Source organism: Bradyrhizobium cajani (genome assembly GCF_009759665.1).
GTDB classification, from domain to species: domain Bacteria; phylum Pseudomonadota; class Alphaproteobacteria; order Rhizobiales; family Xanthobacteraceae; genus Bradyrhizobium; species Bradyrhizobium cajani.
In genome coordinates this window covers 12244-27321 of record NZ_WQNE01000040.1, presented here as the reverse complement: position 1 = coordinate 27321, position 15078 = coordinate 12244, and the positions used below count along the sequence as shown (strand labels likewise).

Annotated in this window: 9 protein-coding genes; 3 read left to right on the top strand and 6 right to left on the bottom strand. The window is 66.5% G+C overall.

The window, feature by feature from the left end:
* Nucleotides 1-80: 80 nt before the first annotated feature.
* A complete protein-coding gene (locus GPL20_RS33135) occupies nucleotides 81-1220 on the top strand; it encodes a hypothetical protein (protein WP_157335844.1) in 1140 nt (379 codons plus the stop codon).
* 94 nt (nucleotides 1221-1314) lie between these two features.
* On the opposite strand, the gene GPL20_RS33130 is transcribed toward GPL20_RS33135, so the two are convergent.
* Together GPL20_RS33130 and GPL20_RS33125 are read right to left on the bottom strand one after the other, a co-directional pair.
* Nucleotides 1315-1914 carry a DUF2147 domain-containing protein gene (locus tag GPL20_RS33130; RefSeq protein WP_157335842.1) on the bottom strand — a complete coding sequence of 200 codons (600 nt, stop codon included), beginning with the start codon at nucleotides 1912-1914 and terminating at the stop codon, nucleotides 1315-1317.
* 107 nt (nucleotides 1915-2021) lie between these two features.
* Nucleotides 2022-3050, bottom strand: a complete 1029-nt coding sequence (locus tag GPL20_RS33125; RefSeq protein WP_157335840.1) for an NAD(P)/FAD-dependent oxidoreductase — start codon at nucleotides 3048-3050, stop codon at nucleotides 2022-2024.
* A 182-nt stretch (nucleotides 3051-3232) separates the two neighbouring features.
* Between GPL20_RS33125 and GPL20_RS33120 the strand changes: the two genes are divergently transcribed.
* Nucleotides 3233-3700, top strand: coding sequence for an acyl-CoA thioesterase (locus GPL20_RS33120; RefSeq protein ID WP_254125987.1), 468 nt, complete (start codon nucleotides 3233-3235; stop codon nucleotides 3698-3700).
* 15 nt (nucleotides 3701-3715) lie between these two features.
* Here the strand turns inward: GPL20_RS33120 and GPL20_RS33115 are convergent, their stop codons facing one another.
* Both GPL20_RS33115 and GPL20_RS33110 read right to left on the bottom strand, forming a co-directional pair.
* Nucleotides 3716-4036, bottom strand: a complete 321-nt coding sequence (locus GPL20_RS33115; RefSeq protein ID WP_008143731.1) for a 2Fe-2S iron-sulfur cluster-binding protein — start codon at nucleotides 4034-4036, stop codon at nucleotides 3716-3718.
* A gap of 155 nt (nucleotides 4037-4191) precedes the next feature.
* Complete coding sequence (locus tag GPL20_RS33110; protein WP_157335838.1) at nucleotides 4192-4566, bottom strand: Hpt domain-containing protein; 375 nt, start codon at nucleotides 4564-4566, stop codon at nucleotides 4192-4194.
* Nucleotides 4567-4963: 397 nt separating this feature from the next.
* Here GPL20_RS33110 and GPL20_RS33105 point away from each other — a divergent pair, with 397 nt between their 5' ends.
* Nucleotides 4964-10669 (top strand): apolipoprotein A-IV repeat region-like domain-containing protein, encoded by a 5706-nt coding sequence (locus tag GPL20_RS33105; RefSeq protein WP_157335836.1) that lies wholly within the window; start codon nucleotides 4964-4966, stop codon nucleotides 10667-10669.
* A gap of 73 nt (nucleotides 10670-10742) precedes the next feature.
* Here the strand turns inward: GPL20_RS33105 and GPL20_RS33100 are convergent, their stop codons facing one another.
* Nucleotides 10743-11396: a response regulator gene (locus tag GPL20_RS33100; RefSeq protein WP_157335897.1), complete on the bottom strand. Its 654-nt coding sequence runs from the start codon at nucleotides 11394-11396 to the stop codon at nucleotides 10743-10745.
* Complete coding sequence (locus tag GPL20_RS33095; RefSeq protein WP_157335834.1) at nucleotides 11393-14938, bottom strand: hybrid sensor histidine kinase/response regulator; 3546 nt, start codon at nucleotides 14936-14938, stop codon at nucleotides 11393-11395. The genes GPL20_RS33100 and GPL20_RS33095 overlap by 4 nt, the downstream gene beginning before the upstream one ends.
* Between the last annotated feature and the right edge of the window lie 140 nt (nucleotides 14939-15078).

Sequence of the window (15078 nt, the reverse complement as noted above, 5' to 3'; positions counted from 1 at the left end):
CGCGGGCCGCATCGTTTTAATCGACTGTTTCAATTAGAGAAATCAGGTGTCGGCGTGACTGGCATTGGACCGTCAGCGCTATGAGTGGTTCGAAAGAGCTGCTTCCCAGCCAGCAGGATCCGACCGACTTGCCCGCAAACCAGGTGCAGTTCGCGCTGGTGATCTCGCGCATGCTCGAAACGGTGAAGGGGGACGCGGAAGCCAGGCGGCAGATGGTCTACGACCTTGCCCGCTACAAGCTCCAGGAGCAGTTCACCTACGCTGACGCCAGGAACATCGACCAGATGAAGCGGGCTCTCGAGGTCGCCATCGAGGAGGTCGAGAAGTTCTCGCGTGACGAGGCGCCGCTGGAGCGGCTGCCGTCGCAACAGCTCACGTCGAAGGAGACAGGCAGTCTTCTGGCGTCCGGCGACGCGCCCGTTCTGCGATCGGGGATCGGGACGTCCCGCAGCAAGCTGCCTGCGATCTCGGGCCCGCTTCTACCGGTGATCAAGCGAACGGCGGCCATCCTGCTTGCCGCGGGCGCAGTCATCCTGATCGTCTCGCAGCGAGACAACATCGCCGCGCTGCGCCGGCAGATGTCGTCCCAGCCGCCGGAGATCGCGCTGGTCGCGCCCAAGCCGGAGACGACGATCACGGTCGCCAAGCCGGAAATGATGACGCCCGCCGCGCCTGCCCCGGCGCGCGTGTTGCCGACCGACTACGGGATTTACGCCTTGATCGACGATAAGTCGCTGGCGGAGTTGAACGCGACCGGCGTGATGGCGCCCGACATGCGGATCGCGATTTCACCCGAGTTCAGGAAGCCCGAGCGGCCGCATCTGCCGAACGGTCGCGTCAAGTTCATCGTATTCCGCCGCGACGCCGCGAACTCCATCACAGAGCGCGTCGAGGTTCGGGTCGTCGCGAAAATCGCCAGGGAGTTCTCGACCGACGCCGCAGGCAAGAGGCTGAGCGGCAGCGACGATGTCGGCGTCATCCGCAACTTCGCCTATCCGTTCCGGGTGTCACCGATTCCGGGAAAGGCGGAAATGTACGAGCTTCACACCGGCGATTCAGGACTCGAACTTCCGCCGGGACAGTACGTCCTGAGCCTGGGAACGCAGGCCTATTATTTCCAGGTCGACGGCGAGATCACCGATCCCAGGCAATGCCTGGAACGGGTCGTTGCCGGCAACGGCACCTTCTATGCGCCCTGCAAGAAGGCGCGGACGTATTGAGGATCTCGTAGCCCGGGTGAGCGCAGCGATACCCGGGAAAACCGCTCCCCGCATGTCGCTTCGCTCATGCGGGCTACAAAAAAGCGGAAAAAGCCTACTGCTTCGGCGCTGGCGCCATCATCGCACCGCCCTTCTTCGCTGGCGCCGGCGCCTGCTTGGTCGCGGCGGTCGCCTGAGCCGGAAGATATTTCGCCACGATGGCCGGATCGACCTGGGCGATGTTGGCGTCGGGCAGCCGCGTCCAGGTCTCGTCCTTGCCGAGCAGCGCGATACCGAGATAGCCGCGCAAGGTCAGGGTCTGGCCGTCCGGGCTGACCTTCATGTTGGCCTTCCAGATCTGGCCGTCGCGCGGATTGAGCACGTTGCCGCCTTCGTACTTCAATCCTTCACGCTTCATGTTGCGGACGAAGGAGATGCCGAGCACGGGCACGTTCTTGCGATCGTCCGTGCACTTGCTGCAGACCTCGTTCGGATCGTCGCCGGGGCGCGGGAAGGTCTTCGCGATCACGCCTTCGAAGACGCCGCCGCGGTCGACGAAAAGGAACCATCCGACCGTCTTGCCGTCTTCGACCTTCTGCCAGAGGCCCGCAGCCGTGGGCTCCGCGGTTTGCGCCGCAGACGGCGTCACCGACGCGAACGACAGCGCAAGCGCCAGGAAGGGGAGCAGCCGAAAGCTGGAAAAGAGATTCCGCATAATCATCACCTTGCTATTCCACGACTGGAATGGCCACAGACTACGGCGATTTCGCGAACGGCTCCAGCACCAGAAACATGGGGCATCGCCTGCCCGTCCGGCCGCCGTCAGTTGACACCGAGCTTCTTTTGCAGGCTGGAAGACGAGGTCGTGTACTGGAACACCAGCCGCTTATCCGGATAGACGTAGCGATGGGCTTTTTGCGACATCAGTGCGCCCTCGTGGAAGCCGCACAGGATCAGCTTGATCTTGCCGGGATAGGTGTTGATGTCGCCGATGGCGAAGATGCCGGGCACGTTGGTCTCGAACGCTGACGTTTCGACCGGCACCAGGTTGTTCTCCAGCGCAATGCCCCAATTCGCGACCGGACCGAGCTTCATGGTCAGCCCGAAGAACGGCAGCATGGTGTCGCAGGCGATCTCGGTGACGTTGTTGTCGTTGCCCTTGATCGTTGCACCGGTGAGCTTGCCGTCGGCGCCCGAGAGCGCCGTGACCTGGCCGAGCTTCAGATCCATCTTGCCGCCGGCCACCAGCGCGCGCATCTGCTCGACGCTGTGGGGGGCTGCGCGAAACTCGTCGCGCCGGTGCAAGAGCGTGATGCGTTTCGCCAGCGGATGCAGGTTGAGCGTCCAGTCGAGCGCGGAATCGCCGCCGCCGACGATCAGCACGTTCTTGTCGCGGAACGTCTCCATCTTGCGCACGGCATAATGCACCGAGGTCCCCTCATAGGCTTCGATCCCCGGCACCGGCGGGCGCTTGGGCTGGAACGAGCCGCCTCCGGCCGCGATCACCAGCACCTTGCATTCGAACACCTTGCCCGCATCGGTGGTGCAGCGAAACAGGGGATCGCCGATCTTCTCCACGGCCTCCACCATCTCGCCGAGATGGAAGGTCGGATGGAACGGCTTGATCTGCTCCATCAGCGCGTCGGTCAGCCCCTGGCCCGAGACATGCGGAATGCCGGGAATGTCGTAGATCGGCTTTTCCGGATAGAGCTCGGCACACTGGCCGCCGACCTTGTCGAGGATGTCGACGAAATGCGCCTTCATGTCGAGAAGGCCGAGCTCGAAGGCGGCGAACAGACCGCAGGGGCCGGCGCCAATAATCACCACATCGGTTTTGATCACGTCGCTCATGTCGTCTCTTTATCGGTCGTTATCGGTTGGACGGCGCCCTTTGGGCCGAGGTGACCCTGCCTGTCTAGCCAACGGGGATGGATCAGGGAAGGCATAAAAGCGGGAGCGCCCCGCAGCCGCGCCCACTTGCCGGGTCAGGATAACTGAGCTGTAACGAGGATGGATATGACGGAGATCAATCGGTGAACGCACCAAGCCGCCTCGATACGACGCCGCGCCTGGAGGACTACCCCTATCGCCTCGGTGACAACGTCCGCTTCGGCGACCTCGATCCCAACCAGCACGTCAACAACGCCGTCTACGCCACCTATTTCGAGACCGGCCGCGTCACGCTGATGAAGAGTCCGGACTACGGGCTGACGCCGCCGGGGCTCGCCTGGATCATGGTGCGGCTCGACATCCATTTCCGCGCCGAGCTGCACTGGCCGAACACCATCGAGCTCGGCCTCGGCGTGGTGAAGCTCGGACGAACGTCCGTGACCTTCGAGCAGGTCGTGTTTTCGCAAGGCAGGTGCATCGCCTCGGCGACCTCGGTCGGCGTGATGCTCGACGAGGCGACGCGGCGGCCCGCGCCGCTCTCCGCGGAGGTGATCGAGAAGCTCAGGCCCTGGCACAAGCGCGGCATCGAGGTCGCGCCGCCGAGCCCATGAAATAGGTAAGGCGAATTAGGCCTGGCGCTCCGGCGTCGCCACGACGAGCCCGTCGAGCTCGTCGGAAACCTTGATCTGGCAGGACAGGCGCGAGTTCGGGCGCACGTCGAAGCCGAAGTCGAGCATGTCCTCCTCCATCGGAGTCGGGCTGCCGACCTTCTCGCGCCAGGCTTCGTCGACATAGACATGGCAGGTCGCGCAGGCGCAGGCACCGCCGCATTCGGCCTCGATGCCGGGAATGCTGTTGCGGATGGCCGCTTCCATCACGGTCGCGCCGTTCTCGATTTCCACCGTGCGGGTTTCGCCCTTGTGGTCGACAAAGTGAATTTTGGCCATGTGTGCTCGTGCTGCCGCGATCTGGGAAGAACAGGGGGTCCGGGCTGTCCTATAACGGGTCGGTCAGGGCCGCGCCATAGCGTTTTGATGCGAAGTGGAGCCGTGTTCGCGCGAGAAAAACGTGCAAGCCACCCGCGTGTTGCGGTGTCGCCGCCCTAGTGCTTCAGGATCGCCGCAATGACGGCACGGACCTCGGCAACCGCCTCTTTCAGCGCAGCGAAGGCGCGAGGCCGGTCGTGGCCGGTCCGGATCGCGGTCTCCAGCCTGGCGGCGGCATCCGCCACCACAAAGGCGCCGATTCCGCGCGCCGAGCCCTTGAGCTTGTGTGCGAGCGCGCCTGCCTCGGCCGGTACCGCCACCATTGCCGCGAGCAGCCCGGCCGCCTGTTCGGCGAACATGGCGAGCACTTCCTGTTCCAGCTCGGCATCGCCGAGCGTCATCCGGGAGAGGTGATCGAGATCGAGCGGGCTGTCGATGGGTGCAAGCGGGGGCGAGGGCATCCAGTCCATCCGTTGCAGTTCAGGCGTCATGGCGCAGGCCCCGGCATCGCGCGATGGTCCGCCGGTCCGGCGGTCAGGTTCCCTCCACCGAAGCATGGAAATGGTTAACGAAGTGTTTGGCCTGTTTTACGTAATTCTGCCCGTTTATTGTCGAAAAGTTGCCGCAATCAGCCGAGTCCGGTGGAGAATTCCATTTATTGCTAAGGCGTTACGGCGCGATCCTGTTAACGATGATTAAGATTGTCTTAATCGCGGGCATTTCATTCGCGACGCTCTGCCAATAGGATGTTGCAGAAATTGGCGGACAAGCCGTCCGGGTGGGGACGGCTCGGAGATCCGCGCAAGCGGCATGATCCGGTCTGTGGGCTCGCGCAACGCGCAGGGCTCGCGGGGGGACGCGTACAAGTAACGAGGGCTCGGACTGAACATGGCGAACACTCCGAAAAAGGTCAAAGACCCCACAGAAGTTGCGCTTTCTGCGATCNAGGAAGCCCTGAACATCAGCGACACCGCTGCGGACACCAGCCGCAACGCCTCGATGCGCAATGAAACGGCGCCTCAGGTGGCGCCGCCCGCGCCGCCGGTCTTCGACGAGCCGAGTTTCGAACCGCGCCCCGCCGCCAACGAGCGGGCGGTGTTCGAGCCGATCGAGGAGCCGCGCTCGCCGCGCCGTGCCGCCAATGACGACCGCGAGACCATCGGCCAGCTGCTCCAGGCGCTTCAGAAGGGCCGCCCTGCCCGCAGCGTCTATACGTTCGCCACCATCTTTGCCGGCGTCTGGCTCGCCGCCTGCGCCGCGCTGACGTTCGGCTTCCTGCCTTCGATCCAGGCCGCCATGGGCCAGAGCGGCGGCGTGCTCGTCATCGCCGGCCTGATCGCGATGTTCTTCGCACCGATCATGCTGTTCTACTTCCTGGCGAGCCTCGTCTGGCGCGGCCAGGAAATGCGCATGATCGCGCAGGCGATGGCGCAGGTCGCGATGCGCTTCTCAGAGCCCGAAGGCTCGGCCTCCGATTCCATGGTCACCGTCGGCCAGGCCATCCGCCGCGAGGTCGCGGCGATGGGCGACGGCATCGAGCGCGCCATCGCGCGCGCCGGCGAGCTCGAGACGCTGGTCGCCAACGAGGTCGCCGCGCTCGAACGCGCCTATTCCGACAACGAGGTGCGCATCCGCGCCCTGCTCCAGGACATCGCGCATCAGCGCGACAATCTGGTCGGCCAGGCCGAGCAGGTCCGCAGCGCCATCTCCGGCGTGCAGATCGACCTGCGCCACGACATCGCGCTGATCTCGGACGCGATCGCCTCGCGTGTCGACGAGGTCGCCAAGTCCATCACCGGCGCGCTCGAGGAGCGCGGCGCCCACATCACCAGCGCCTTGAGCAATGCCGGCGACAACATGATCCTCGCCCTCGGCGAGCGCGGCGGCGACCTGCTCGACCGCCTCGAGGAGGCCAGCAACGAGACCACGCGTGCCGTGCTCGATGCCAGCGAGCGGCTGACCACCAGCCTCAACTTCAAGACCGGCCACGTCCACGACGAGTTCGTCGACCTCGCCGACCGCGTCCACGAGATGCTGAACGAGCGCATCGACCGCATCACCGGCGAGTTCGAGCAGCGCTCCGCGGCGATCGTCGACGGCATCTCCGAGCGCACCGAGCAGGTGCACGATAGCCTGAAGAATTCGTCGGACTCGCTGCTGCTCGAGCTCGAGCTGCGCTCCAACGACCTCTCCGCCAAGATCGACGACGCCGGCAACCGCCTCGCCGGCCAGATCATGACCTCCGGCGACAAGGCCAGCGAGGCGCTCGACGCCACAGTCAACACCCTCGTCGCCAAGGTCGTCAGCCAGACCGAGACCGCGCACGATTCGCTGTCGCTCCAGATGAGCGCCTTCGACGAGCTGGTCAGGAACCAGGGCACCGAGCTGGTCGAGAAGTTCGCCCGCGACTCCGGCACCCTGGGCGCGCTGATCACGCGCCACATCTCCGAGTTCGACCGCACCGTGAAGACGTTCGGCGGCGAGATCGTCGAGCGCATGGGCCAGCGGACGCAGGACATCGCCGAGAGCCTGAAGACCTATGTCGACAATTTCGACACCCGATTCACCTCGAACGGCGGCGAGATCACGGCCGTGCTCGATCAGCGCCTCGTCCAGTTCGAGACCACGATCGGCCAGCGCGTCAGCAACTTCGACGCCGCGCTGAACGGCAAGATCGCCAGCCTCGACGGCACGATCGAGGGCCACATCAAGACCTTCGACGAGCAGCTCGTCGGCCGTGTCGCCGCGCTCGAACAGTCGTTCGACACCCGCGCGAAGTCGATGACGGAGACCATCGACGGGCGCATCAACACGCTGGCCTCGTCGCTGACCGACGGTGCCGCGCAGGCGATCCAGTCGATCGACTCCCGCCTCACCCACCTCACGACGTCGCTGACCGACGGCGCATCGCAGACCATCGAGTCGATCGATACGCGTCTCAACCATCTCACGACCTCGCTGACCGATGGCGCGTCGCAGGCCATCCAGTCGATCGATACGAGGCTGACGCATCTCACGACGACGCTGACGGGCGGCGCGTCGCAGGCGCTCGAATCCATCGATAGCCGCCTCACCTACCTGACGACCTCGCTGACCAACGGTGCCTCCCAGGCCGTGCAGTCGATCGACACGCGGCTCACGCTGCTGACCTCGACGCTCACGGACGGCACCGCGCAGGCGATCGAGGCGGTCGACCGCCGCATCAACGGCGTCACCGAGATCATCGACGGCCGCAGCACGCACCTGACCGACACGGTCACGGCGCGCTTCCAGGAGGTCCATCAGGCCATCGAGACCAAGGTCGGCTCGGTCGCAAACGACATCGACGTGCGCGTGGCGCAGTTCGAAGACCTGCTCGGCTCGCGCGTCGAGGCCGTCGCCGGCCGCATCGAGAGCAGCGGACGTCAGGCCAGCGAGGACATGATGTCCCGCGCCGAGATGATCTCGACCGCGATCCGCTCGCATGTCGAGGATGCCGAGCGCTCGCTCACCAACCTCGTCGTCAACACCAGCGAGACGATCCAGACCGGTGCGCGCACCGCCCAGCAGTCGCTGATGACGGTCTCCTCCGACGTCAACGCCCAGCTCAAGATGACCTCCACCGAAGTCGAGCGCGCGCTGACCGCGGTCGGCACCGGCGCTGCGAACTCGATCCTGACCAGCGCCCGCGAGGCGCAGTCGACGCTGGTCGCCGCATCGGGCGATGCGTCCAACCAGATCAAGTCGCTGTCGGCCGATGTCGAACGCACGCTGTCGGCGGCAGGTTCGGCCACCGCCGCCTCGATCCTGGCCGGCGCCCGCGAGGTGCAGACCACGCTCGTCACCGCCTCTTCGGATGCGGCCAACCACGTCAAGACGCTCACCGCCGACGTGCAGCGCTCGCTGTCGCTGGCAGGGTCCACCACGGCGGAATCGATCGTCGCCGGTGCCCGCGATGCGCAGGGCGCACTGATCGCGGCCTCGAGCGAGACCGCCAACCAGATCAAGGCGCTGTCCTCGGACGTGCAGCGCTCGCTCTCGATGGCCGGCACCTCGACGGCCGAGACCATCATGACCGGCGCCCGCGAAGCCCAGAGCACGCTGGTGACGGCGTCCTCGGATGCGGCGAGCCAGGTCAAGTCGCTCGCGGCCGAAGTGCATCGTTCGCTCTCGCAGGTCGGCCAGACGACCGCCGAGACGATCACGACCAGCGCCCGCGACGCCCAGAGCACCCTGCTCGCGGTCTCCGCCGAGCAGACCAGCCAGGTCCGCTCGCTCGCGGCCGAGATGCAGCGCGCGCTGGCGACCGCCGGCGGCGCCACCATCGAGGCGCTCACCAGCGGCGTGCGCGAGGCCCAGGGCTCGCTGATCTCCGCCTCGACCGATGCGGCGAGCCAGATCAAGTCGCTGACCACGGACATCGAGCGCACGCTGACCGCGGTCGGCGCCGACACCGCCTCGACCATCCTCAACAGCGCGCGTGAGGCGCAGACCTCGCTGACCTCGACCTCGGCGGATGCCGCGAGCCAGATCCGCACGATCTCGACCGAGATCGAGCGGGCGCTGAGCGCGGCGACCGCGAATGCGACCAACGACATCCAGACCAGCGCGCTCAACGCCCAGAACGCGCTGATCTCCGCCTCCAACGAGGCGAGCTCGCGGGTCAAGTCGAGCTCGGCCGACGTCGAGCGTTCGGTGCTCGCCGCCAGCTCCAGCTTCGGCCAGGCCATGACCGGCAAGACCGACGAGATCGTCACCTATGTGCAGCAGCAGGCCGACCGTCTGTCGAACATGATCGACGCCAAGCGCGGCGCGCTGGTCGACGCGATCGGCTCCAAGACCAGCCAGCTCACGCTCGACATCGACCGCGTCACCTCCGACGCGCTGAAGTCGATCGAGACGCGTGGCCATGCGTTCTCGCAGACCATGATGGGCAACGGCTCGGAAGTCGCCCGCACCATCAACGCGGCGAGCGAGATGGCCACCGGCGCGGTCGGCAAGTCGCTCAAGGACCTCGAGCAGTCCTCGCGTTCGGCGATCGACCAGTCGCGCCAGGTCTCGATCGCGGCCGTCACCGAGATGCAGGAGACCAGCAAGATCCTGCGCACCGACACGGTGGCGCTGTTCGAGCGGCTGCGCGAAGGCAACATCCTCCTCCAGGAGGTGCTGACCGGTGCGCACGACAACCTCAACTCGCTCGAGCGGGCGCTGGTGACGCGCGTCGCCGACTTCGTCTCGGCGATGAACGACGTCACCTCGCGCAACGGGACGGCGACGCAGAACCTGGAAGACCAGCTCAACGTGTTCAACAGCAAGACCACGAAGGCGCTCCAGGATCTCGGCGAGCTGTCGACCCAGTTCGACAAGCACGGCAAGGCGCTCGTCGATGCCGCGCAGGTCGTCGAGCAGAGCAACAAGAACACCACCGCCTCGCTCGCCGAGCGCAAGCAGGCGCTGGAATCGCTCGTCACCACCATCGACCTGCGCACGGCCGATCTCGACCAGCGCCTGTCGCGCTTCACCGGCCTGCTCGATGAGTCGCTGGCCGCGGCCGAGGAGCGCGCCCGCGACATCGCCCGCGTCGTCGCGGAGACCGCCGGCGCAGGCTCGGCCGCGATCACGCGCCAGTTCGAGGCGGTGCGCGCGGCGTCCGAGGAGGAGCACCGCCAGACCATCGAGGCGATGCACGACATCTACCGCCAGACCACCGACGAGGCGGACACGATGTTCAAGCAGTCGACGGAGAAGTTCACCAACCTCGTCTCCAGCATGAAGCAGATGGCGTTCGAGATGCACAACGAGCTCGAAGCCACCCGCAACGAGCTGCGCCGCGGCGTGCTCGAGATGCCGCAGGAGGCCGCCGAGAGCACCGCGCAGATGCGCAAGGTGATCGTCGACCAGATCGAGGCCCTCGCCGAGCTCAACCGCATCGTGGCCCAGCATGGCCGCGGCCTCGACGTCACCACGACGAGCCGCGCCAGCGTGCAGCGCCAGGAAGAGCCGGTGATGGCAGCAGCGGTCGGCGGTCGCGGCACCGAGACGCGCATGCGCGAGAGCACCAGCGCCTCGACGCTGCCGCCGCCGGATCTCGGCATGCCCGCCTCGCGCCGCACCGAGGCGCCGCCGGTCGCGCCCGCGGGCAGCGACCAGGGTCGCGACGGCTGGCTGTCGGACCTGCTCAACCGCGCCGACACCGGTCCTGCCGCCCCGGCCGGACGCGAGGCGCAGCGCGGCCGCACGGCACCTGCACCGCAGCCGCAGGCCCCGCAGGGTAACGGCAATCCGCTGGAATCGCTGTCGCTCGACATCGGCCGGCTGATGGACCGCAACCTCGCCGCCGAGATGTGGGACCGCTACCAGCGCGGCGAGAACAAGGCCTTCACCAAGCGCCTCTACACGCCCGCCGGCCAGAAGGCCTTCGACGAGGTCGCCCGCAAGTACCGCGCCGACCGCAACTTCAAGGGCACGGTCGACCGCTACGTCGCCGAGTTCGAGCGCCTGCTTGACGAAGTCGCCCGCGACGGCCGCGGCCCGCAGGAGCTGCGCAGCCACCTGACCTCGGAGACGGGGCTGGTCTACACGCTGCTGGCCCATGCGGCGGGGCGGCTCGGCTAAACGGCAAGCTCTGGAAGACCACACAGTGAAAACGGAGGCCTCGCGGCCTCCGTTTTGTCTTGCGGGTAGGATCTCAGATCCCGCTGGGCTGGCCGAATGACAGGCGCTCGGCCAGGACCGCGGCCTGGGTGCGCGAGCCGACGCCGAGCTTGCGCAGGATCGTCGAGACGTGGCCCTTCACGGTCTGCTCGGCGATGTCGAGTTCGCCCGCGATCTGCTTGTTGAGCTTGCCTTCGACGATCATTGCGAGAATGCGCAGCTGCTGGGCGGACAGCGTAGCCATTCGCCCAGCGAGTTCGACATCGGCGCTCTGGATCGAGCCGCGGCCGCCGACATTGGGCGGCATCCAGATCTCGCCGGCGAGGATCTTCGTGATCGCATCCGCCATCTCGGGCAGGCTGAGCGATTTCGGGATGTAGCCGGATGCGCCGTAGGCGACGGCGCGGCGGATCGTGGCGGCGTCCTGCCGCGCGGAGATGATCGCCACAGGCACCGTCGGGAATTGCGCCGACAGGATGAACAGCGCGGCAAAGCCCTGGATACCCGGCATGGTCAGATCCCAGAGGATCAAGTCGATCTCCTCGGACTGGGCCGTCAGGAGGTCGATCGCCTCGTCCAGCGACTGGCAGGCGACGATGTCGAGATCGGGCAGCACGCTCGACAGCGCGCTCTGCAACGCGGCCTGTACCAGCGGATGATCGTCGCCGATCAGGATGCGCATTGTCAGGGAGCCTCCAGTTTAGTCCCGAACTGCCGGCTCAGGGCTTCGCCGCCGAGGAAGCGCCGCAGCGCTGCCGGCTTGACCGGCTTCGACAGGATCTCGCAGCCGCGCGCCCTTGCCTCCTTGCGCACCGCCTCGCTGCGATCGCCGGTGACGACCAGCGCGCGGACGGCACGACCCAACTTCTGCCTGAGATCGTCGAGAAAGTCCAAGCCGCTGCGGCCGCCATCGAGATGGTAGTCGAGCAACACGACGTCGGGCGGATCGGCCGTGGCCACAGCCATCGCCTCGGCGGCATCTGCCGCGGCCAGCACGCGATGTCCCCAGCCGCCGAGCAGCGCCGTCAGGCCCTCGAGGATCGTCACATCATTGTCGAGACACAGGATCGTCAGCGCGCGTTCCGCCGCTGCGGGCGCTGCAATCGCGGGATTGCGCTGAAGCGGCCTGCCCGGTCCGCGCGCAAGCGGCACCGTGACGGCAAAGCACGAACCATGCCCCGGGCGCGAACGGACGTCGACGGCATGGTCCAGCAGCCGCGACACGCGATCGACGATGGCGAGTCCCAGGCCCAATCCCTTCTCCGACCCCGGCGCGAGACGCTGGAACTCCTCGAAGATGCGTGTCTGGTCCTCCGCCGCGATCCCGATGCCGGTATCCCAGACCTCGATGCGCAGCACGTCGCCGCGCCGCCGGCAGCCGAGCAGGATGCGTCCCCCGGGCGTGTAGCGGAGCGCGTTGGACAGCAGATTCTGCAAGATCCGACGCAGCAGATGCGGATCGCTGCATACGGCGAGGCGGCAATCGACGACGCGGAGGACGAGCCCGCGTTCGCGCGCCATCGCCGAGAACTCGACGTTCAACTGCACCAGCAGATCGGCGATCGGGAAGTCGGATATCTCGGCGCGAACGGCGCCGGCATCGTAGGAGGAGATGTCGAGCAGCCTGTCCAGCACGTGCTCGGTCGAGCGCAGCGCCGTAATCGCGCTGCTCGCCAGGGTGCGCTCCTTGCCGGCATCGCCGGCGCGCGAGGAGGCATGCAGGCTCTCGTCGAGTGCGGACAGAAACAGACGGGCCGCGTTCAGCGGTTGCAGCAGATCGTGGCTGGCCGCCGCCAGGAAGCGGCTCTTGCCGAGATTGGCCTGCTCGGCCTCCGCCTTCGCCTGCTCGAGCGCCTCGGTCCGCTCGCGGACACGCAGCTCCAGCCCCTCATTGGCGCGTCGCAGAGCTTCGGCGGCACGGTGACGCTCGGTGACGTCGGTGTAGGTCGAGACGTAGCCGCCCTCGGCAACGCGGTCGTAGACGATCTCGAGCACCGTGCCGTCCGGCCGCTTGCGCTCATACAGATAGGGCCAGCTCTGCGTGGCGACGTCACGATTGACCAGCAGCGCTGCGAATTCGGACGCGGCATATTCGCCGCGCTCGACATTGAAGGCAATGAGATCCGCCAGTGGAAGACCCACGCGGACGAAATCCGGCGGCAGGTCCAGGAGCGCGATGAAACGGCCGTTCCATGCCGTGATGTTGAAATCGGCGTCGAACGCGCAAATGCCCTGCGGCACGCTCTCCAGCGTGCTCTGCAAAAGGCTGCGGTTGAAGCGCAACGCCTCCGAGGCCTCGTCGAGCATCGCCATCGCCGCACGCCGCGACAGCGAGTGCCCTTCCAGCGACGCCGCGATCACCACGCGCGCCGATGCCGCACCGATCGCACCGGCAAGCAGGTTCTCGGTGAATCGGATCGAGTCGAGATCGACCAGCCCTGACGGATCGAGTCGCGGCCCGGTGCCGGCGATGCGAGCCGCGAGATAACCGTCGAAGGCCGCCGCGCCGCGCTCCGCGCCGACGAACCGCAGCGCCAGCGCGCGGAGATCGTCGAGCCGGACCACCACGCGGGAGGACAGTTTCGGGGTCGCTTCGCGCACGACACCATCGGCAAACGCCGCGGCCTGGTTGCGCTCGACAGTCGATTGCCGCCCCAGCGCCGAGAACGTCAGGAAGCAGACGAGGTTGGCGCCGAGGCTCCAGAGCGTGGCGTGCGAGATCGGATCGACCCCTCCGAGGCCGAACAGCGCGTTCGGCCTGAGCCAGACGAGCTGCCACGGGCCTTGGCGAACAATCTCCTCGATCGCAGGCCAGAATGGCGCCGCCGAGGGTAGCAGCAGCGTGTAAGCCCAGATGAAAAACCCGACTCCGATCCCGATCGAGGCGCCGGTCTTGTTGGCGCGCGGCCAGAACAGCCCTCCCACGAACGCCGGACCGAATTGCGCGACCGCGACGAACGACAGAAGTCCGATCACGGTGAGCGGATAGGACTGGTTGACCAGGCGGTGCATCAGATAGGCGAGCAGGAGGATACCGAGAATCGAGAACCGGCGCACCGCCACCAATACGGACGTCATCGGCCGGCTCTGCGCACGCAGGCCGAAGACGCGCGACCGCAGCAGCAGCGGCATGATGACGTCGTTGCAGAGCATGGTGCTGAGCGCGACGGACGTCATGATCACCATGCCGGTGGCGGCCGACAGCCCACCCAGGAAGGCGATCAGGCTGACGGTGCTCGCGTCGGCCGCGATCGGCAGCGAGATGACGTAGGTGTCGGGGTCCATCATCGCGCCGAACCTCGCAAGCCCGGCCGCGGCGATCGGCAGGATCAGCAGGCTGAACAGCGCAAGATAAGTCGGGTAGAGCCATGCCGCAGTGCGCGTATGGCCCGGCGCCTCGTTCTCGACGACGGCGACATGGAACGCCTGCGGCAGGCACAGGAAGGCGATCGCCGAGATGATGATCGTCGCGGGCCACACCGGCTGCGTCGGATCGAAGCTCAGGATCCCCGCCAGTTGCGGCTCCGATTGAAATTGCGACAGCAGAGCGGCCGGCCCGCCTGACAGGCCGAACAGCACAAACAGCGCGACGATCAGGAATGCGAGCAGCTTGACGACGCTCTCGAAGGCGATCGCGAGCATCAGGCCGCGATGATGCTCGCTGGCATGGACGTGCCGGACGCCGAACACGATCGCGAACAGCGCCATCGATGCCGCCACGCCGAACGCCGAATCCTGCCAGAACCGCAGTGCCCCGCCTCCGACACGCTCGGGCTGGAGGATCAGATAGTCGAAGCTCTTGCCGACGGCCTTGAGCTGAAGCGCGATGTAGGGAAGCACGCCAAGCAGCGATGCGAGCGTCACGAAGGCCGCCAGCACCTGGCTCTTGCCGTAGCGGGCGGCGATGAAGTCCGAGATCGAGGTGACGTTCTGCGCCTTCGCGATCGCAATCACCTTGGACAGAAGCGGCTGGCCGAACAGCAGCACCAGGGTCGGGCCGATATAGATCGTGGCGAAGTCCAGTCCGCTGGTGGCGGCACGCCCGACCGATCCGTAGAAGCTCCACGAGGTGTTGTAGACCGCAAGCGTCAGACAATAGCTGATCGCGGCCGCCCAGGAGTTCGGCGAGACCAGCGGCCCGCCGGCGCTCCGTCGATCGCCCCACCAGGCGACCAGGAACAGCGTGGTCACATAGCCGGCTGCGACCGCAAGAACGAACCACGCCTGCAAGACATCCTCACCCGAGACCGTCCGATCCGCCCGCGACGAGCGGCTTCGGAGCGCGGGCGGATACTAGAACGTTTTCAATCGCATGGAAGGCTATTTCATTCCGGAGAAAAGCGGCGGCCGGAGGATCTCCGGCCGCCGAT